This is a genomic window from Paraburkholderia saeva, from assembly GCF_907164555.1.
GTDB classification, from domain to species: Bacteria; Pseudomonadota; Gammaproteobacteria; order Burkholderiales; family Burkholderiaceae; genus Paraburkholderia; species Paraburkholderia saeva.
Genome location: NZ_CAJQZC010000015.1, coordinates 42,165 through 62,388, shown reverse-complemented (window position 1 = coordinate 62,388; position 20,224 = coordinate 42,165). Strand labels below are relative to the sequence as shown.

Here is a 20,224-nt window from a genome sequence, read left to right as displayed (position 1 = left end):
TCAGTCCAGCGCTCCTGCGATCGCGCGAAAAAGCGCCACCGACTCCACCTGGCGGTTGGTGGCCTCGGTCATCGTGGTGCCGTAGCGCCGGTTCGCCGACAGCTTCACGATCACCACCTCGCGCGACGGATCGACATAGACGAACTGGTTGTAGACGCCGGCGGCGAGGAATTCGCCGCGCTCGCTTTCCGGTACCCACCACTGATAGCCGTAACCGAACGGCACTGACTTGATGCTGCCGGGCAACAGGTGCGGCGCGTCCGGGGTGACCGACGCCCTGACCCACGCTGCAGGCACGACCTCGCGCCCGTCCCACATGCCGCCGCGGCGATACAGCTCGCCGAGCTTCGCGAAGTCGCGCGCAATGAGGTTCACGCCGGCGAACGCCATCTCCATGCCGGCGCTGTCGATGAGCCAGTAGCCGGCGGCATTCATGCCAAGCGGCCGCATCAGCTTCTCGTGCATGTAGTCGGAGATCGACCGGCCCGTTGCGGCGACGAGCAGTTGCCCGAGCATCTGCGTATCGCCGGAGTTGTATCGGCACAGCGTGCCGGGTGTAGTGTCGCGAATCATACCGCGCACGAACGCGAGCAGGCTGCCGCCCTGCCCCATCGCGGCGCCGAGCCGGAACACCTCCGAGCCGGGGTCGCTATAGGTCTCGTCCCAGCGGGCGCCCGAGGACATCTGCAGGACGTCCTTGATCATCACACCGTCGTAGGCGGAGCCCGGCGGCACAGACACGTAGTCGCTGATCGGCGAGTCGAGTCCCGCAATGAAGCCCTCCGCAATCGCGATCCCGACGAGCGCCGACACGAAGCTCTTCGCCACCGAGAACGAAATCCACTGCACGTCCGGGCCACCGGTCAGCCAGTACTGCTCGTGGCGGATCTCACCCGCCTTCAGCACGAGCAGCGCGGATGTGTCCGTGTCCGCGAGAAACGCGGCGCTCTCGCGCCGCGCGCCGTCGAACTCGTACGCGGGCGGCAGTTCGGCCGGCATACCCGCGCCGAATTGCCAGGGCCGCGCGGCCGGCTCCATGCGCCGCGTGGGAAGCATGAACTTCATGTTGGCGAGCGTTTCGTGCTGCGGCTGACCGTTGAAGAGCGGCAGGTCCTTGAGTGTCGTTTTTTCCATCGATAGGTCCTTGTCTGTCTGATGCCGACGCCCGTCCTTACTTCGCGGCCGCGCTGTCGAGGCAGATGTATTTGGTCTCCAGATATTCGTCGATGCCGTACTTCGATCCCTCGCGCCCCAGACCCGACATCTTGATGCCGCCAAACGGCCCCACCGCACTCGATATCAGGCCGGTATTGACGCCGACCATGCCCGATTCCAGCCGTTCGCTGACACGCAGCGCACGCGCCAGATCGTTGGTGAAGAGATAGGCCGCGAGGCCGAACGGCGTATCGTTCGCGAGCGCGATGCCTTCGTCGAGCGTGTCGAACGGCGTCAATGCCGCCAGCGGCCCGAATGTTTCTTCCGACGCGATCAGCGAGTCCGGCGGCACATCGACGATCAAGGTCGGCTCGAAGAACGTCGGGCCCAGCGAATGACGGCCGCCGCCCACGAGCACGCGTGCGCCGCGCGAGCGCGCATCGTCGAGATGCCGCTCGACCTTGGCGACGGCCCGCGCGTCGATCAGCGGCCCGAGGTCAACACCCGCTTCGAAACCGTTGCCCACCTTCAGCTGCGCGACACGCACGGCCAGTTTCACGGCGAACGCATCGTAGAGCCCGCGCTGCACGTAGATGCGATTCGCGCCCACGCAGCTTTGCCCGCTGTTGCGGAACTTGGCCATCATCGTGCCTTCTACCGCGATGTCGAGGTCGGCGTCGTCGAAAACGATGACGGGCGCGTTGCCGCCCAGTTCGAGCGACAGCCGCTTCATCGTGGGCGCGCACTGCTCCATCAGCATCACGCCCACCGCGGTCGAGCCCGTGAAAGACAGCTTGCGAACCGTGCTGCTCGCGGTCAGCACGCCGCCGACCGTGCGCGGATCACCGGTCACGACGTTGAATACGCCTCGCGGCACGCCGGCTTCGTGGGCGAGACAGGCCAGCGCGAACGCCGAGAGCGGTGTCTGTTCCGCCGGCTTGAGCACGACCGTGCAACCGGCCGCCAGCGCCGGGCCCACTTTGCGCGTCACCATCGCGAGCGGGAAATTCCAGGGCGTAATCGCGGCGCACACCCCGACCGGCTGCTTGATGACGTTAATGGTCCGGTTGGGCTGCGGCGCAGGGATCACATCGCCGTAGGTGCGCCGCGCCTCCTCGGCGAACCACTCGATAAACGACGCCGCGTAAGCCACTTCCCCCTTCGCCTCGGCAAGCGGCTTGCCGTTTTCCTGCGTCACAATCGCGGCAAGGTCGCCGGCGTGCTGTTGCATCAGGTCGAACCAGCGGCGCAGCACCTGCGCGCGGTGTCCGGCGGTCTGCTCGCGCCAGGCGTGCAGTGCGGTGTCAGCGCAAGCAATCGCCTGCTCGACCTGGTGCGCGGACAGCATGGGCACCGCCGCGAGCGTCCGCCCGGTCGCGGGGTCGTGGACATCGAAAGTCTTGCCGTGATCGGCCGCAATCCACTGGCCATCCACATAGCAGCGGTCGTGCAACAGATCGGGCCGCGACAGCGCAACGCGGTCGAAGACTGTACTCATGCGCGACCTCCGACGAAGTAGCCGTGAAAGCCCGACGGTACTGCATGCGGCACGAGGGCCTTCGCAATGGGTTGGAGCGTCGCGGGTTCGAGCGCGAGCAGATACGAGTGACCCGCCGTGCCGTCCAGCCCCACCGACAGCAGCACCCCGTCCGCTTCTGTCGTGCGGCCCGGGCGCGGTACGAATACGGGTTCGCCCAGATAGTGCTTGTCGACGCCATAGGTCCGGTAGTCGCCGGTGGTCAGATCGAACGAGGACAACTGGTTGTAGAACCGCGAAGTCGGGCGCTGGTCGATGCCCGTCGCATAGAAACGGCCGTAGGGCAAGCCGTTGCGCTGTGCATAGTCGACAGTCGGGAGTTCGACGCACACCTCCGCGATCAGCGTCTCCGTCACGGCGCCCGTTTGAGGATTCAGACGATATCGGTAAGGCTTTGCGTGGCTGCGCAGTTCGGGTGCGCGCGCCTCGGCAAACATCCCGCCGGGGGGGCGCAGCGCGGGATCGAGGCCGAGCTCCCATACGTGATTGCCGTCGTCGTAGACGGCCATGTCGAGCACGATCTCGTCACCGTCTTCATAGGCGTTCACCGTGTGCATCACATACGAGGGTCGCACTTCGATCGTACGCACGAGGCGCTTCTCGTCGATGTCGATGATGTGCAGATACATCGGCGTGCCGTTTCGCCAGTACACCGAGCTGGCGACCGAACCACCGCTCCCATAGCGCGCTGCATCCACGCGCAATGGCGACTCGGGCAGGATGATGTAGCGCTCGGTGACGCAAAACGCGTGAATGAACGCGGACTGGTCGGTCGGGATCGAGGCGATCGGCTCGCGCGTCACGCTGCCCTTCGGCACGCGAAAGAAGTTGTATGACTCACCAAACTCGCCATGCGCATGCTGGATGAAGTAGTTGATCGCACTACCGTCGCGAGGGTGGCGATGCCAGTGCCCTGTCGTGGCGCGCATGCGCCACTGGTTGACCGCGTTGCCTGCGCAGTCATGCGTCTGGAGCGCGTCGTCCCAGATGAGCGGCTTCAGCGTGCCCAGCGTTTCGGGGTCGAGGCGAACGGGTAGCGTGCTGCTGTCGGTCGTTGCATAGAAGTGGCCGCCGATATCGATGAATGCGACGCTCGGATTGACCGACGGCACCTCGCCGTGTATCGCCTCGTCTAGAAGACGCTGCAAGACCTGAGAGCTCACTGGCGTGCCGAACGTAAAGTGACCGAGGCTGTGATGCTTCTCGATGTGCGTATACATCGGCGAACGGCAGAAGCGGTTCAGGTAGCTGACCTGGCCGTTGTGAAAACCGAAGCGATGAAACATGGCCGGGCCGTCGAACTGATGACGGAGCAGATCGTCGCCGGCTTCGAACAGGCCCGGGCCGTTTCTGAACAATGCGCCATCGAGCCATTGCGGAAACGCGCCCTCAATCTCAAGCGCGGGCAGATCGACTTCGGCCTTCAGCGAGTTAAATGCGGCCTGGTGTTCGGGAACGGCGCCCGTATCCGCCTGGGGTTTCGTCGGGTCGAGAATATCCATCGGGTCATGCCTCCTTGGTGCGCGTCAAGCGATTCGAGCCCGCAGGCTACGCGAGCGAGGCACGCGGAGGAACCGGCGAGCAGGAACACAACGTTCCCGCTCCGGAACGACGGCCCGCAACGCCCACCACGTACGGAGGTCGCTTCATGCACTTGGGGATAGTCCTTAGAACCGCCGCTTGCATGTGCTTCGAAACGTTACGCGACAAGCCGTTGCTGCGATATAACTGTGCCCCGTGCCGGCCTTGGGAGCCGGCGCATTTCCATTTAGCAAGGAGACGATTGCATGAGCGCTGGATCCGAACACTTTGACATCACCCGCTGGCACGGCAAGCTGTTTGGCGGTACCGAAGGGACGTTGTATTCGTCGGGCGAAGTGGCCGACGTGGTCGAACCGGCCACGGGCGAAGTACTCACACGCGTCGGCATGGCGAACGCGGCCGCGATGGAGGCGGCATGTTGCAGCGCGGCGCTGGCGCAGGAGGCATGGGGCGCGTTGCCGCCGCGCGAGCGGTCCGCCGTATTCCGTCGCGCAGCATTGTGGATGGAGCAACATACCGACGATCTCGCCCGATACATCGCGCGCGAGTCCGGGAGCGTACTGCCCAAGGCGACGCTCGAAGTTCATGAGGCGATCAATCTGCTGAATATCACATCGGGGCTGCCGCTTCAACCGCCGGGGCTCGTGCTGCCGTCGTCGGGGGGACGCCACAGCTACGCACGGCGCGTCCCGCATGGCGTTGTCGGCGTGATCTCGCCGTTCAACTTTCCGCTCATTCTCTCGATGCGCTCGGTGGCGCCCGCGCTCGCGCTCGGCAACGCGGTCGTGCTCAAGCCCGACCCGCAGACTCCCGTTTCGGGCGGTTACATCCTGGCGCAAGCCTTTGAGGCCGCCGGCCTGCCAGGCGGCGTGCTTCAGGTATTACCGGGCCGGAGCGATGCCGGCATCGCGCTCGTGGCAGCGCACGAGGTCGGCATGATTGCATTCACGGGGTCCACCGCCGCCGGTCGCGCGGTGGGCGAGCTTGCGGGCCGGCATCTGAAGAAGGTTTCGCTGGAGCTCGGCGGCAAGAACGCGTTGATCGTGCTCCCCGATGCCGATCTTGACGTAGCCGCCAGCAACGCCGCCTTCGGCGCCTGGTTCCACCAGGGGCAGATCTGCATGGCGACGGGCAAGATCCTCGTGCATCGGGATATCGCCGACGCGTTCATCGAACGCCTCGTCGAAAAGGCTAACCGGTTGCGCGTTGGCAATCCGCTCGACGACGGAGTCGCATTGGGCCCCCTCATCAACGCGCGCCAGGTTGCGAATGTCCATCGCATCGTGACCGCAAGCGTGGACAGCGGCGCCACACTTGCTGCCGGAGGCACACATGACCGGCTGTTCTACCGGCCGACAGTATTGACCAACGTGAAGCCCGGCATGCCTGCGTTCGACGAGGAGATCTTCGGGCCGGTAGCGTCCGTTTCGACATTCGAAACGGACGAAGAGGCTATTGCGCTCGCAAACCAGACCCGTTACGGGTTGTCCGCGGGCGTCATCGGCAAGGACCTCGCACGCGCGATGGGCATCGGCGAAATGTTGCGCACGGGGGTACTCCATATCAATGCGCACACGGTTGCCGACGAAGGCACGAATCCGTTCGGCGGCCGCGGTCAGTCCGGCAACGGCGGCAGTATGGGCGGCCCCGCCGATCACGATGAATATACGCAGTGGCAGTGGGTCACTGTGCGTCCCGCCGCGGAGAAGATGCCATTCTGAGCACCGCATCCCTACCAACCTGACAGCGCCCCAGCACATGCCCTTTCCCGTTTGTCGCGTCTCGAAGCTCGCAGTCGTAGTTTCAAAGCTTGCTTCGCGTCGGGTTTTCCCGAACGAGAATGAATTAAGAATCAGGCCGGTAATGCCTCACCGCGGATCGTTCCATTCGGGGAACGCCACGTTCCCCGTGGGTGCTTTATCGGCTTCGGCCAGGCGCGTAATGTAGTTCCCGCGATGACTGCCCCAAAATCTATGCAGACACGTCACTGCCTCGCCATAAATTAAGCATATCTAACAACAAAATTATGCAGCGCGAGGGTGGCTCGGACCATAAACCGCTACAACGTCCGGAGCGGAATGGCGCGACATGTGGCGGAGATTGTGAACGGCCCGACCGGGATATAGCCCAGTAACGTCACGCAAGGGAGCCGCCGCTGCATGGCTCCGGTGACGCCGCCTCTATTACGCAATGCCTTCTTGGAAAATCACATGATTGAAGTTGATACGATTCTCGCAGGTGGCCCCGCTGACTTCTCAGAACCCAGACGACTTGTTTTGAGCGGTCCTCATCAGGAGATTGGCCGCCACCTCGCAGCGATCGCCGCCGAGCGCTACGGCTGGCAACCCGAGCCCGTCCATGATTCGGCACGGGTGCGTGCGCGCAAGGCCTGGTTCGCCGAACACTGGCCTACCCACGCCGCCCGCATGCGCGGCGCTGCATTGGCCTGTGGCCTGGCCTACGAAGACGACACGTTCGACCTCGGTGAAGTGCCGTATCTGATGTCGCTTGGTGCCTGCTCTGCGTCGTGGCATCCGCCCAGGCACACGTCCGATGGCCGGGGACGTCTCAGCCGCAACTACGACTTCAGCACGGGTACGCTCGGTGAGTTCATCGCAGCCTTCGCGGCGAACGGCGCATCGATGTCGCCTGCTCCTCCGCGCGCCCCCGGTCAATTGCCGATGACTGCCCGTCCCTATGTGATCGAGAGTTACCCGGATTCGGGATACGCCACGTTGCAGGTGCGGTCCTATGATCTGCTCGGCGGCTGCCTTGACGGCATCAACAGCGCCGGGCTGGCTGTCGCCCTGCTCGCCGATCTCGACGCCGCAGGCAAGACACCGACCATGGAGTTGCAGCCCGGTGTCAACGAACTCGAAGTGCCTTGCTATCTGCTGGAAACCTGCGCGAACGTGGACGAGGCACTTGAACGGCTCGCGAGGCTCGAGCACTACGTAGCGACACTCCCGTGCCATTTCATCATCGCGGACCGGACGGGGGCCTCCGTGGTGTGGGAACCATTCGCAGCAAAGGGGGCTACGACGATTTCCGGCAATGGCAAACCGCAAGTCGTAACCAACCATGAGCTGGCCCGATTCCCGTCAGTCGTCGATCTTCCGGACGAGGCTGGCCACGGCCTCACCTATCAGCGAATGCGAGCCCTCACGGAGCGCATCGGCGATCGCGCGCTCACCACGGTGGAAATCGCCGACGCAGCGGCCGCGGTTCGCTTCCCGGTGGCATCGGAAGGCATGGAGGTCCGGACATTGTGGAACTCCCAATATGACGTCGATGCACTGACCCTCGACATCACCTTCTACCTCGGCGACGAGGGCAGCACCTTGCGCTATTCGCCTGTGCAAACGCCTCAGTTGGACAGGTCCCGGGCTTTTAGCCCTGCTTGATACAGCGCTGAAGCCATGCTTTGCCCTACTGTGCGAAGCATGGCCGATACCTCGCAAATCCCACCGGCAAAGACACAATCAACAAAGGCCACCGTTTTTGAACAAGATATCAAGGAGACAAGCAATGAAATGGAAGTTAGAGAAAGACAGCACGAAAGCGAAATCCCACGATACCGCTTACGAATGGAAAGTACTCGTTCTAATGGGGCTAGGATTCGGACTGGTGGGCTTCGACAGATGGCTCATAGCCCCGCTGTTTCCTTCCATAATGCAGGACCTCAATCTCAACTATCAACAACTCGGCAACCTGTTTGGCATTCTGAGTTTCGCGTGGGGATTGTGGGCCATCCTCGCAGGGCCCATCTCCGATCGAATCGGTCGCAAGAAAATCCTCACCTTCACGCTGCTGGTGTTCTCGCTGCTTTCGTGTCTTTCCGGATTTGCCACCGGATTCGCAAGTCTGATGGCGATGCGTGCGCTCATGGGCGTGGCTGAAGGCGCGTTCACGCCGGTCAGCATTGCGACAGTGGGTGAGGCATCGCTACCCTCGCGGCGCGGCTTGAATCAGGGCCTTCAGATGGGCATGTTCTCCATATTCGGAATGGGCCTTGCGCCGATCGTCGCAACGCAACTGCTGCGGGTGGTCTCGTGGAACTGGGTGTTTCTGATTTCGGCCGCGCCAGGATTCGTCGTGGCATTGTTCACCTGGCTCACGCTTCGGCAAGATTCACACAGTGCCCCCGCATATGCAGCGAGCCAACGACCAGACGCGCGTTGGACCGAGATCTTTCGTAGTCGGAACGTCTGCCTTGGCGGGATTGCAATCCTGGGTGCGATGGCCGGCATGTTCATCTTGAGCGCAATGGTGCCGAGCTATCTCGCGGAGGTTCTGCATGTCGGAACACAGAGGATGGGATGGATTGTCTCTGCGACCGGCTTCGGTGGCACGCTTGGCCTGTTCACCATGGTGCTTCCTTCGGACTACATTGGAAGGCGCCCTGTTGCGATCTATGGATTCGTCGTATCCGCCGCTCTCCTCTTCCTCTTTACCCACGTAAGCGCCGATCACCCGTGGCTCCTGTTCTGGTTGCTGTTTCTAATTTCCGCGTTCGCCCTTCCGTTGATCAGCCTGCTGTGCGGACCGATCGCAACGGAGGCCGCGCCAGTTGGACTCGTGGCATCGTCGGTGGGCTTTGTTGTGGGCGTTGGTGAAATCTTTGGCGGAGGCCTTGCACCCGTCATCGGCGGCGCCATCGCCGAGCACCATGGCTTGCGGGCCACGCTTTACTTCGCTTGTGGGATGCTGATACTGGGCGCCGTAGCTTCCGTCTTCCTGCTTGAAACGGCGCCGCGCCGACGTCGATCGAGTGTCGCGACATCTGTGAGCGCCGTTCGCACACCTTCGTAAGCGTCGCGCGGTTAGCCAGGAGCCAGCGACCGGCGGAACGCCTTGAACGCCGGAGCACCGTCGGCGGCACACCGGCGCAGGAAAAAATCGCCATCGTGCAGGAAACACTGGAGTCGGTAGCGGCGGTGAAGGCAGCCCTGATGCGGCTCGCAGACAAATCCGGGCTGCCTCAGGAGGCGCGGAACCCGTTGTTAGCGATGCGCAAACCGTTGATATACGCCTTCGCGCGCGTAGCGGTGACCTCGACGCCCTGCCCCGGTTTGTACAGCGCGGAACCGAGTCCAAAGCCATTCGCACCCGCGCTCAGAAGCGGTCCCATGCTGTCCGGCGTGATGCCACCGACCGGTACGAGCGGCACCTCCTCTGCCAACACCGCCCGCCACGCCTTGATGACATGTACGCCCAGTTGTTCGGCCGGGAACATTTTGAGGACGTCGGCGCCGTGCTTCAGCGCCTGGAACGCGTCATTCGGTGTCGCGACGCCCGGTGCGCAGGCCAGCCCCAGCGCTTTTGCGGCCAGCACGACTTCGGCATCGCTGTGCGGCATCACAATCAGTTCGCCGCCCGCCGCTTTCACGTCATGAACCCGGTCCGGCTGAAGCACGGTGCCGGCTCCGACGATGGCGTCGCCCGGCAACGTCCGCCGGATTGCCGCGATGCTGTCAAACGGCTGCGGCGAATTGAGCGGCACTTCAACAATGCGAAAGCCGGCTTCGTAGAGTGCGCGACCGTGGTCGGCCGCGTCGGCCGGTGTTACACCGCGCAGGATGGCGATCAATGGACACGCCCTGAATGCGGCGGCTAACCCCGCGTGCGGCTGGTACGGGGCGGGCAGGTTAAGGTGAGCTTGCATGTCGATTCTCTGTGTATGGGTAACGAATCTTCCTCGAGCAACGGAGCGCGCCTGACACCCCGGCGGGGCACGCCCCAAAACGCTCGCCACTCCGGGATTTCAGGCCGACTCGCACGCCACGATGCCGGCCTCTCTGGCAACGCGCACATGGCCCTGAATGGTGGCACCGTCCCGCGCGCGAACCGACCGCAAGCCTGCCAATTGCAGAGCCGCTTCGTAACGACTCGACAGATCGTCGTCCCCAATCACGTTGATGGGTCGTTCGGCGCTCACCTTCTCCGCCGCCAGTGCGCTCGCGACCTCCACGCCAATCAGGATGCCCGAAAGATAGTCGGGCAATCCGGCCGGCGGCACTTCCCCCGTCAGCCCCGCCGTACGCGCCGCGAAGATCACGTGCGTCGCCTGCGCTAACTGAGCCAATCCGAGCTTTGCGCCGCGGACGAAAGCCTCTTTATCGCTGCCACCGAACTCCATCAGCCGGCCAAGAATGCCGTGCTTCGTGAGCAGGCCGTACAGTTCCCCGGTCATATAGGTCGCGAAGCGCGTGATCCGCGACTGTTCATCGACGAAGGCCCATTTGCTGTGCGTGCCGGGCAAGACGCACACGCTGTCCGGCGCCACGTCGGCGCCCCAGATCTGCGTTTCCTCGCCCCGCATGACGTCGTACATCGTCGTCTTCGAGCCGCAGCGCAGGCCGGGAATGATGTGCATGTCGACGCGGTTCGAAATCTGCAGTGTCGTGAGCGCGCGCGCCGCAGTGGCCGGCGTCGCCGGGCAGTCGAGATAAGGCGCTTCCACCCAGCCTTGCCGGCTGCCGATCATTCCGCTGGCCACGATGGGGCAGCCGAAATTTTCAATCCAGTCGCTGCAGATCGCATGCAGTGACGCCTCGAATTGCCGGTCCTTCACCGACATCACGCCTCCCGCGGCGCTTCGCGCCTCGATGACTGCACCTTCTTCCGATACGAGTACGGCGCGCAGACTCGACGTCCCCCAATCGAGACTAATGAACGATGGCTTCATACTATGCAATCCTTATTAATTTACAGATTAAAAATTTCCCGGTCTTTACGACGCAGCGCGGATCGACTCAATCGCGCTGCGCCGGCTTCGTCTCTATACGACAGGCTTCTTGCGAATGTGCTGCCACAATTTTTCGTTGGGTTCGATACCGAGTCCGGGACCTTCCGGAAGGTGGAACGCACCGTCTGCGCAACGCATGGTCGTCTCGACGTATTGCAGGTTGTGATCGAAAACCGAATGCTGGTATTCGTGCATCGGCGCATTCGGAAGCGCGGCCGTTGCATGCAGGCTCGCCGCCTGGAAGATGCCGACGCCAATGCTCGCGTGCGGAATCACCTTCATATGGAACGCGTTGGCCATCCGCGCAATCTGCATGAACTGGCTGATGCCGATGTGTCCCATCTCCGGCTGGACGATCGACATCGATCGGCGTTCCAGACGCGGACGATATTCGAAGACCGTGCGCCACTCCTCACCCAGCGCGAGCGGCACGCGGATATTCGCGCCCACGTGCGTCTGGCCTTCGATATCCTCGGGCTGCACCGGCGCCTCGACGAAATACGGTCGATAAGGCGTGAGCCGGTCCACCAGTTGGATGGCCTCCTGCGCCGTGAATTTCCAGTGCAGATCGACCATCAGCTCCACGCCGTCTCCGAGCCCCTCGCGAAGCGCACGCATTTCGTCGACGATGCCGTCGAAGGACACCGCCGAGTGATACTTGAATGCGTTGAACCCCTTGGTTACGAAGGTGCGCGCCAGCGCGACGCGCTCATCCAGCGACCTGCCCGGCAGCCCCGAGACATAGGCGGGAATCGTGGACCGGCGCTGACCGCCGATGAGCTTGACCACGGGCTGTCCAACCAGCTTCCCGAACAGGTCCCAGATCGCGATGTCCACGCCGGCGATGGAGTCGACGTAGAAGCCGCCGAAGAATCCCCGCACCCGCATCATGTCGTACAGGTCTTCCTGGATCACCACGGCGTCGCGCGGATCGCGTCCGATCACTGCAGGTCCGAGCACGTCGTCGATGATCGCGGTCACGGCTTCCGGCGCCACGATTCCGTAGGTCTCGCCCCAGCCGACCGTGCCGTCGTCGGCGGTCAGCTTGATGAGCACCGACATGTCGGTGGTCGGGTAGATCGTGCCATTGCCTTTGCGGATCAGGTAGCCGCGGCTATTGACCTGTTCGTCCTTGCCGAGCCCGCCGAGGTAAGGCACGTCGCGCGGAATCGAAACGATGAAGGTCTCGACTGAGGCTATTTTGGGTGCGGTATTCATATCGATTGCCGGGTCGTGAATCAGGAGGCGGAAACGCGCAAGCCGCTGCCGTCGAACAAATGCAGTTCGTCGTCGATGAAGGCGAGGCCCACGGTGTCGCCCTTCGCGCAGGTCGTCGCACCGTCTAGCTTCACCATGACCGTTCCAACGGCCGTCTTCACGTAGACGAACGTCTCGCTGCCCAGTCGCTCGGCCAGATTGACTTCGCCGGTCAGGGCCGCGTCTTGCGTCGCGACGACGCGCGTGTGTTCGGGCCGCACGCCGAGCGTCAGGGTCCGGTCCGAGATGTGCTTCGTCGTCGGCACGCGCAGGCGACCGGCAGGCAGATCGACTTCGACCGAATGCGAATCGAGCGGCCTGGCCGTCACTTCGATGAAGTTCATTTTCGGCGAGCCGATGAAGCCCGCGACAAAGCGGTTTGCCGGATGGTGATACAGGTCCAGCGGACGCCCCACCTGTTCGATCTTGCCGTCGCGCAAGACGACAATCTTGTCCGCCAGCGTCATCGCTTCGACCTGATCGTGCGTCACGTACACGAAGGTCGTGCCGACCTCTTCCTTGATGCGCGCGAGTTCGAGCCGCATTTCGACGCGCAGCGCCGCGTCGAGGTTGGACAGCGGTTCGTCAAACAGGAACAGCGAGGGCTCGCGCACGATCGCGCGGCCGATGGCCACGCGCTGACGCTGGCCGCCTGAGAGATCCTTCGGCCTTCTGGCGAGAAGGTGCTCGATCTGCAGAATGCGCGCGCTCTCCTGCACCTTAGCTTCGATGCGCGCCTTGGGCACGTTCGCCATCCGCAGCCCGAAGCCCATGTTTTCCGCGACGCTCATGTGCGGATACAGCGCGTACGACTGAAACACCATCGCGATGCCGCGCTTCGCGGGCTGCAACGCGGTCACGTCCTTTCCGCCGATCGAGATCTGGCCGGACGTGCTTTCCTCGAGACCTGCGATCAGTCGCAGCAACGTGGACTTCCCGCAACCGGAGGGTCCGACGAACACGCAGAACTCGCCGTCGGCGACCTGCAGATCCACGTTGTGAATGACCGACGCGTCGCCGAACGACTTGTGAACCTGACGCAATTCAAGCTGTGCCATGGATTCCGCCTCCGATGGTGGAAAGCATTTGCTGAGGAATCAGAAGATCTTCGATGTCGTGCAGGAAGGCGTCGACATCGGCCGCGTCGGCGGCATCGAGCAACGGACCGGCCGCACGCTGCAGGCGGCACTGAATCAAGCCACGACGATGCAGCACGTACTTGGTCAGCGACCAGCGGAACACGGCTTGCACGTTCAGAATCGGCAGCATGCGCGTGAACAGTTCGCGCACCTGATCGCTCCGGCCCGCACGGTGCGCCTTGAACAGTTCGACATGCACTTCCGCGAGTTCGACCGCCGGCATGGTGCCGCACGCGCCGCGCCGCAATTCGTCGGTGATGTAGCGTCCACCCGCGCCGCCGAACACGCCGCGCAACGTCTCAGGCGCGCTGCGCTTGATGACCGTCAGGCGCTGGCCGCTCGGCAGCGTCTCTTCCTTGATGTACTGGATCGAAGGCACCGCGTTCAGAATCTCGAGCAGCACTTCGGGATCGAGACCGGCGCCGACGGGTGCCGGCACGTTCTGCAGCATGATGGGCGTGTCGGGGACAGCTTGCGCGACACGGCTGAAAAATTCGATCTGCGCTTGCGCTGTCTTGCGCCCCGGCGGGACGGCGATCATCAGCGCCGCCGCGCCGCCCTTCGCCGCCGCGTGGGCGATCCGAATGGTGACTTCGGCGTCGGTACTGGAACAGCCGGCGACCAACGGCATACGGCCGTCGATTTCGTCGAGCACGGCATCGGTGAGCATGACGCGCTCGTCGGCGCTCAACTGCCCGAACTCGCTGGCGACGCCAGGATACGTGATGCCATCCACGCCGGCCGTCACGAGGTAGCGCACCAGATTGCGCAGGCTGGCGACGTCGGGGCTCCCGTTCTCCAGGAACGGGGTGGGCAATACGGGAAAGACGCCGGCCAGACTGCGGTGGGCGATCGTCATCGTCATTTCTTGTTCTCCACGATTTGCAGGGGGGGAAGTCCCCACGAAGTCCGAATATGGTTCGAAAGCAGCGCACTGGCGGCCAACGACGTCAAGCCGCCATCGAGCGGAAGGTCCACACCCGTGATGAACGACGACTCGTCGCTCGCCAGAAACACGGCCGCATTGGCGATGTCGGCGGGCTCGCCGAGTCGCCCGAGCGGATAGCTCTGCGCGACGGCGGCGAGATCGGCGGCGCTGAGCCCCTGCGCCGTGCGCTCCGTCACGATGAACGCCGGCGAGATCGCGTTGCAGCGCACGCGCTGGATGCCGAACTCCACGGCGATCTGCTTCGTCAGCGCGTGCACCCCGCCTTTGGCCGCGGTATACGCTGCGAGGCCCGGGTTAGCCACGATCTGGTTGACCGACGCGAGGTTGATGATCGATCCGCCGCCGCGCGCCGCCATTTCCGGCAGCGCGGCGCGGCAAAAGCGAAACGTGGCCGTCAACGCCGAGTCGATCGTGCTGGCCCAGCCTTCGTCGGTCTCGTTCACGATGCTGGCGCCCGCGTAGCGTACGGCGTTGTTGACGAGAATATCGAGGCCGCCGAAACGCTCTTTCGCCGCGTAAATCGCTTCATCCACGGTCGATTGCGCGTGCGCGTCGAGGCACAGCATGCAGACACGATCGGGCGGCAGTCCGGCGACCGCGCGCCGTGCGCTCTCCGGCGAAAGCTCCACCGCCACGACCTTTGCCCCTTCCGCCACGAAGCGTTCGAGAATCGCGCGGCCGATGCCTTGACCCGCGCCCGTCACGATCGCCACTTTGTTCGCGAGTCTCATGATTTCACGGCTCCAGCGGTCAGGCCTTTGATGAAGTAGCGCTGCAGGAAGGCGAAGCCCAGCACGACCGGCAACGAAATCACGATCGACTCCGCCATCGCGCCGCCCCAGTTCGCACGGCCTTCACCCAGATAGCTCAGCAGCAGTCCCGGGCCGACCGTGCGCAGCTCCGGCGAGGTAATCAGCGTCAGCGAGAACAACAGGTCGTTCCAGGCCCACATGAACGAATACAGCCCAACGGTCACCATCGCGGGAATGGCGAGCGGCAACACGATCCGATGCAGGATGTACATCTCGCTTGCGCCATCCACACGCGCCGCCTCGATGATTTCGCTCGGAATGCTGATGAAGTAGCTGTACAGCATGTAGGTGCCGCTCGGCAGCGCCAGGATGATGTAGGCGATGATCAGCCCGATGCGCGTGTTCAGCAGGTTGGCCCATTGCAGCATCGGGTAGACGCTGATGAGCAGCATTGCGAACGGAAACATCTGCGCCGAAAGCATCATGAACATCAACGGCTTGCGGCCGAAATAACGGAACTTCGCGAAGCTGTAGGCCGCGTAGGTCGACAGCATGACCGTCAGCAACGAGCCGCCGCCCGCCGTGATCAGGCTGTTGCGCAACTGCATCAAGGTTTCGCTGTGGCCGAACAGCGCGCGATAGTTTTCGAGCGTCGGCACGTGCGGCAGAATAGAAGGAATCCGAACGAATACCTCGCCTTCCGGCTTGATCGACGTGAGCACCATCCAGATGATCGGCAGAAACAGAAAGCCGCCTATCGCGAGCAACATCACCGTAAATCCCGAGCGTGCCCGCCAGTTGTTGAGAAGCAACATGCCTAGTTCTCCCGCTTGAACAGAATGCGCAGATAGAAGATCGACGGGATCGCAATGGTCAGGAACCACAGCACGCCGATCGCGCATGCACTACCGATATCCCAGTTCTGGAACGCCTCTTTGTAGACTTCGATGGACAGCATCGTCGTGGCCTTGACCGGACCGCCCTGCGTGAGCGCGTAAATCACGTCGAAGGCCTGCAGGTTGCTCATGGCGCCGAGGATCGTCACGATGATGATGGTCGGCGCGAGGTGGGGCAGCACGACGTAGCGGAACACCGCGAAGTTTTCGCAGCCGTCCACGCGCGCCGCGTCCATCTGGTCCTGCGAGACGCCTTGCAGTCCCGCCAGGAAAAAAGCCATGAAGAGCGGCACCGAAACCCAGACGCGCGTGAGGATCACGGCCGCCATGGCCGAGTGCGCTTCGGCAAGCCAGGGCACCGGGTCATGGATGATGCCCAGTTGCAGCAGGATCGCATTGAGAATGCCGTACTGACCGTTGAAGATCCACGCCGCCAGAAACGCCGTGACAGTCGAAGGCAGGACCCAGGGCAACAGCGAAAGCGCGCGCAGCACCGCCTTGCCGCGGAACGACTGGTTGAGCACGACGGCCCACGCGAGCCCGAGGACGAGCGTGATGCTGGTGGTCAGCACGACGAAGATCAGCGTGTTGAACCAGATCGACAGTGTGTCGGGGTTGCTCAGCAGCCTTTTGAAATTCTTCAGTCCGATGAAGCTCGGCTCGTCCATCTCGATCGTATAACGATAGAACGAGAGCTTCAGCGATTGAAGAAACGGAATCAGGATGACGACGAAGAAGGCGATCAGCGAAGGCAGCGCGAAGGCGAATCCAACTCTTCGTTCGTGCGACTTCAGTGATCGGCGCTGCTTCGCGGTCCGCACATCGGACTGCGTCGTGGGTAAGCTAGCCATGTTCGTTAAAACCGGTTTCGGTTTAGGGGAAAGCCGCGGCGATTAACCGTGGAAAATACGCGCGGGCACGCATGCATTCGCGGCGAGACCGGACGTGCCGATCCGGCTCGCCGCCCGCTCATTCGATGGCCGCGCTCAGCCGTTTGCTCATAGCGTCGATGGCTTCAGCCGGCGACTTCTGTCCCAGCACAGCCGCTTGCACCTGCTCGCCGACGATGACCGTGAGGTCGGCAACGTTCGGGAAAACCGCCAGTTCGTCGCGCGTGGCATTGCGTGCATTCCTGGTCCAGTTCGCGACATAAGGGTCGCCGGACAGTTTGGCAATCGCGCTGCGTGTCACGGGAAAGAGGCCAACCTGACGGAAGTACTCGAGTTGCGGCTCGTCGGTCAGGCTAATGTAGGACACGAATTGGGCTGGCGCCGACTTCGCATCGAAACTTTGCTTGTCAGCGGCAAAACTGCCGAACAAATGCCCCCAGGCAAACGAGCGCGGCACATCGCCCTGTTTCAGGACCGGCGTTGCAACCGACAGTACGTTAGCGTCGAAGGCCGCACCCTTGCCCGAGTTGTCTCGGGCAAAACCGCGTGCTAGCGGCGCGTCCTGATAGAAGGCGCAGCGGTTCTGCGCGAACAGGCGGCGGGCGTCGTAGCGGTCCGTGTCTTTCGCGGCCAGGCGATCCTTCACGAGATTGGTCATGAATTCGAGGGTATGCACGGCAGCGGGGCTGTTGACGACGACCTGACCCTGATCGTTGAAGATGTGGCCGCCGAAGGTCCACAACCATGTCTGGAAGTCCCCCACCACCGACGCGTTGTCCTTGGTGGACATGGCGTACGGCACCGACTCCGGAAACTTCGCCTTGATCGCCTTGAGCGCTTCGAGGAACGCATCGATCGTGACAGGCGGCTGGGCAATGCCCGCCTCCTTCAGCATGGACGCATTGGCGACCATGGCGATCGAACCCATGGTCCACGGCATGCCGACCTGCTTACCCCTGAATTGCCCCAACCGCAGAATGCCCGGATCGATCACCTTTTCCAGCGCCGCCTTGCCGAAGACGTCGTTGAAGTCGACCATCTTGCCCGTGCCGCCGAATTGCGGCAGCCATTGCAAGGTCAGTTGGGCCACGTCGACAGGCTGGTGCGCGCGCAGTCGCAGGAAAAGATTTTGCTGCATCTGCGCATAAGGGAATCCCACGACATTCATGGACGCACTGGGGTCGCTCTGCTCGAACTGCTGGAACATCTTCGCGATCGTGGCCTTGCTGGCCGCCTCGTCCTGGGTCCAGCCCACGTAGGTGAAACTCCCGTTCGTGGCAGCTCTCAGCAGCGCGGGCGCCAAAACAGACGAAGCGGCCACCATGGAAATGAATTTGCGTCGGGTAAGCACAGTTTCCGTCTCCTTGTTTCTATAATTGGAACTTGTGAATCCATCATAGCACGACGTTTTTAAAAGTTCCACCCAATAGAACAAATATCGCCTGAGGCAGGCTTGCGCGTACAATGCCCTCAGGAGATACGTTCCAGCGGAACATCAGCGCACTAATTACGCCAGGGGCGAAAAAAACTTGACAAAAGCGAAACGAAAACTCGTGGAAACCGCCTCGACGAACGGGGTGGAAACGGAACTGGAGACGGAAGAACCCGCGGTGTTGGTCGCGCCGGAAGAGAAAACCCCGGCGGGCGTCGGGGTGCTCGAAAAGGCGATGTACCTGCTGAACATCGTCTCGCAGGCTCCGGCGCCGATGACCTTCACCCAATTGCTGCGCGCCTGCGGCCTGCCCAAAGGCACGCTGCACCGCATCCTGACCACGCTCCAGCGCGAGGGTCTGCTGCGCCACGACGCCTACAGCAAGACGTTCCGCCTCGGGCTGCGCTTTCTGGAACTCGCGCACGAGGTCTGGAGCGACTTCGACCTGCGGATCGCCGCACAGGACGAGCTCGTCGTGCTGCGCGATCTGGTCGGCGAGGCGGTGCATCTGGCCATTCTGGACGGCAACAGCGCCGTGGTCATCGCAAGCGAAGACGCGCGCCAGACGGGCCGCGTCGTGCTGGGCGTGGGCATGCGCCTGCCGCTGCACGCCAGCGCGGTCGGCAAGGCCATCGCCGCTTACCTCGACCCCCGCCAGCAGCAGGATCTGCTGAGTTCGATCACGCTGAATACGTTCGGGCCGCGCACGATCACGTCGGTCGACGCCCTGCGCAGCGAGCTCGACCTCACGCGCTCGCGCGGCTACGCGCTGGCCAACCAGGAAAGCTCGGACGACTCGGTGGCGCTCGCGGCGCCGATTTTCGACTTCGAGGGCCGGCCGATCGGCGCGGTGGCGGTCTCCGGCACGGCAGGCCGGCTCGACGCGACCCGCGCGCACAACCTGTCGGCAGCCGTCATGGGGGCGGCGCGCAAGATCTCGCACAACTCGGGCGGCCGGTCGATGTCGCTGTCGGCGAAAAGCCAGCCGCCCGCGCTGGCAAACGCGGACGTCCACTGCGTGAGCCAGGTGCCGGCGCTGCTCGGCGAGGCGCCCATGTGGTCGCCGCGCGACGACGCGCTTTACTGGGTCGACATCCTGACGCCAACGATCCATCGATTCGACGCGGCAAGCCAAACCAGCACGGAGACAAAGCTCGGTTCGATGCTGAGCCTGGTGATTCCGAAGGCAACGGGCGGACTGCTTATCGCGACGCCCGGCGGCCTGATGACGGTTGATGGCGCCGGAAATCTGACGCGCTTTTCCCATCCCGAATTCGACCGGCCCGGCAATCGGTACAACGACGGCAAATGCGACCGCATGGGCCGCCTGTGGGTCGGCACCATGGACATGGGCACGGCGGCAAACCGCGGCAGCCTGTTCAGGGTGGACGCCGACGGCTCCTGGAAGAAGATGGATACCGGCTTCACGGTATCGAACGGCCTGGGCTGGAATCCTGACAATACGCTGATGTACTTCACGGATTCGCACCGCAAGACTGTCTACCAGTATGACTTTGACCTGATCAGCGGAACAATTGGCAATCGCCGTCCGTTTATCACGCTGGACTCGTCAGCTGGCGCGCCGGACGGACTGACGGTCGACGCGGACGGATGCCTGTGGGTTGCCATGTGGGACGACTGGTGCGTGGCGCGATTCGATCCCGAGGGCCGCGAAATGACGCGCATCCGCATGCCGGTGCCGCGCCCCACGAGTTGCTGTTTCGGCGGCCAGAATCTCGACGTGCTCTACGTCACGAGCGCACGGGTGCGGCTCACCGAAGACCTGCTGAACAGCGCTCCGCTGTCCGGCTCGCTCTTCGCGGTCAATGTCCCCGGAGTGCGCGGGCTGCCCGAGACGACGTTCGCCGGCTAACACCCCCTCCTCGCATCAGCGAAAAACGTCGCCGGCACCGCGCCCGGCGACGCC

General features: G+C 63.2%; 16 protein-coding genes. 4 read left to right on the top strand and 12 right to left on the bottom strand.

Features of this window, described 5'->3' with window-relative positions; genetic code table 11:
• From LPA36_RS27245 to LPA36_RS27235, 3 genes are read right to left on the bottom strand one after another with little or no spacing between them, the layout of a single operon-like run.
• On the bottom strand, nt 1-1,134 hold the full coding sequence (locus tag LPA36_RS27245; protein WP_228883528.1) for a serine hydrolase domain-containing protein: 1,134 nt from the start codon (nt 1,132-1,134) through the stop codon (nt 1-3).
• Between the two features lie 37 nt (nt 1,135-1,171).
• On the bottom strand, nt 1,172-2,653 hold the full coding sequence (locus LPA36_RS27240) for an NAD-dependent succinate-semialdehyde dehydrogenase (protein ID WP_228883526.1): 1,482 nt from the start codon (nt 2,651-2,653) through the stop codon (nt 1,172-1,174).
• A complete protein-coding gene (locus LPA36_RS27235) occupies nt 2,650-4,194 on the bottom strand; it encodes a carotenoid oxygenase family protein (RefSeq protein WP_228883525.1) in 1,545 nt (514 codons plus the stop codon). The genes LPA36_RS27240 and LPA36_RS27235 overlap by 4 nt, the downstream gene beginning before the upstream one ends.
• 285 nt (nt 4,195-4,479) lie before the next feature.
• On the opposite strand from LPA36_RS27235, the gene LPA36_RS27230 reads away from it, so the two are divergent.
• The 3 genes from LPA36_RS27230 (at nt 4,480) to LPA36_RS27220 (ending at nt 9,046) form a co-directional block, all read left to right on the top strand.
• Entirely contained in the window at nt 4,480-5,955 is a 1,476-nt protein-coding gene (locus LPA36_RS27230) for a benzaldehyde dehydrogenase (RefSeq protein WP_228883523.1), read from the top strand.
• A gap of 489 nt (nt 5,956-6,444) precedes the next feature.
• Entirely contained in the window at nt 6,445-7,638 is a 1,194-nt protein-coding gene (locus LPA36_RS27225) for a C45 family autoproteolytic acyltransferase/hydolase (protein WP_228883522.1), read from the top strand.
• A 124-nt stretch (nt 7,639-7,762) separates the two neighbouring features.
• The gene (locus tag LPA36_RS27220) at nt 7,763-9,046 is read left to right on the top strand and encodes an MFS transporter (RefSeq protein ID WP_228883520.1); all 1,284 of its coding nucleotides are present in this window, start codon (nt 7,763-7,765) and stop codon (nt 9,044-9,046) included.
• A gap of 169 nt (nt 9,047-9,215) precedes the next feature.
• On the opposite strand, the gene LPA36_RS27215 is transcribed toward LPA36_RS27220, so the two are convergent.
• The 9 genes from LPA36_RS27215 to LPA36_RS27175 form a co-directional block, all read right to left on the bottom strand.
• Nucleotides 9,216-9,899 carry a 2-dehydro-3-deoxy-6-phosphogalactonate aldolase gene (locus tag LPA36_RS27215; protein WP_228883518.1) on the bottom strand — a complete coding sequence of 228 codons (684 nt, stop codon included), beginning with the start codon at nt 9,897-9,899 and terminating at the stop codon, nt 9,216-9,218.
• Nucleotides 9,900-9,998: 99 nt separating this feature from the next.
• The gene (locus LPA36_RS27210) at nt 9,999-10,922 is read right to left on the bottom strand and encodes a 2-dehydro-3-deoxygalactonokinase (protein WP_228883516.1); all 924 of its coding nucleotides are present in this window, start codon (nt 10,920-10,922) and stop codon (nt 9,999-10,001) included.
• A gap of 93 nt (nt 10,923-11,015) precedes the next feature.
• On the bottom strand, nt 11,016-12,200 hold the full coding sequence (locus LPA36_RS27205; protein ID WP_228883515.1) for a mandelate racemase/muconate lactonizing enzyme family protein: 1,185 nt from the start codon (nt 12,198-12,200) through the stop codon (nt 11,016-11,018).
• Nucleotides 12,201-12,220: 20 nt separating this feature from the next.
• Nucleotides 12,221-13,297 (bottom strand): ABC transporter ATP-binding protein, encoded by a 1,077-nt coding sequence (locus LPA36_RS27200; protein ID WP_228883514.1) that lies wholly within the window; start codon nt 13,295-13,297, stop codon nt 12,221-12,223.
• Nucleotides 13,284-14,243, bottom strand: coding sequence for a dihydrodipicolinate synthase family protein (locus tag LPA36_RS27195; protein WP_228883513.1), 960 nt, complete (start codon nt 14,241-14,243; stop codon nt 13,284-13,286). Before LPA36_RS27195 ends, LPA36_RS27200 begins: the two co-directional genes overlap by 14 nt.
• Nucleotides 14,240-15,058, bottom strand: coding sequence for an SDR family NAD(P)-dependent oxidoreductase (locus tag LPA36_RS27190; RefSeq protein WP_228883512.1), 819 nt, complete (start codon nt 15,056-15,058; stop codon nt 14,240-14,242). The genes LPA36_RS27195 and LPA36_RS27190 overlap by 4 nt, the downstream gene beginning before the upstream one ends.
• Nucleotides 15,055-15,894 carry a carbohydrate ABC transporter permease gene (locus tag LPA36_RS27185; protein WP_228883511.1) on the bottom strand — a complete coding sequence of 280 codons (840 nt, stop codon included), beginning with the start codon at nt 15,892-15,894 and terminating at the stop codon, nt 15,055-15,057. The genes LPA36_RS27190 and LPA36_RS27185 overlap by 4 nt, the downstream gene beginning before the upstream one ends.
• 2 nt (nt 15,895-15,896) lie before the next feature.
• Nucleotides 15,897-16,826, bottom strand: coding sequence for a carbohydrate ABC transporter permease (locus tag LPA36_RS27180; protein WP_228883510.1), 930 nt, complete (start codon nt 16,824-16,826; stop codon nt 15,897-15,899).
• A gap of 118 nt (nt 16,827-16,944) precedes the next feature.
• Nucleotides 16,945-18,189: an ABC transporter substrate-binding protein gene (locus LPA36_RS27175; RefSeq protein ID WP_228883508.1), complete on the bottom strand. Its 1,245-nt coding sequence runs from the start codon at nt 18,187-18,189 to the stop codon at nt 16,945-16,947.
• A 229-nt stretch (nt 18,190-18,418) separates the two neighbouring features.
• On the opposite strand from LPA36_RS27175, the gene LPA36_RS27170 reads away from it, so the two are divergent.
• Nucleotides 18,419-20,170: an SMP-30/gluconolactonase/LRE family protein gene (locus LPA36_RS27170; RefSeq protein WP_228883507.1), complete on the top strand. Its 1,752-nt coding sequence runs from the start codon at nt 18,419-18,421 to the stop codon at nt 20,168-20,170.
• The last annotated feature ends 54 nt before the right edge of the window (nt 20,171-20,224 follow it).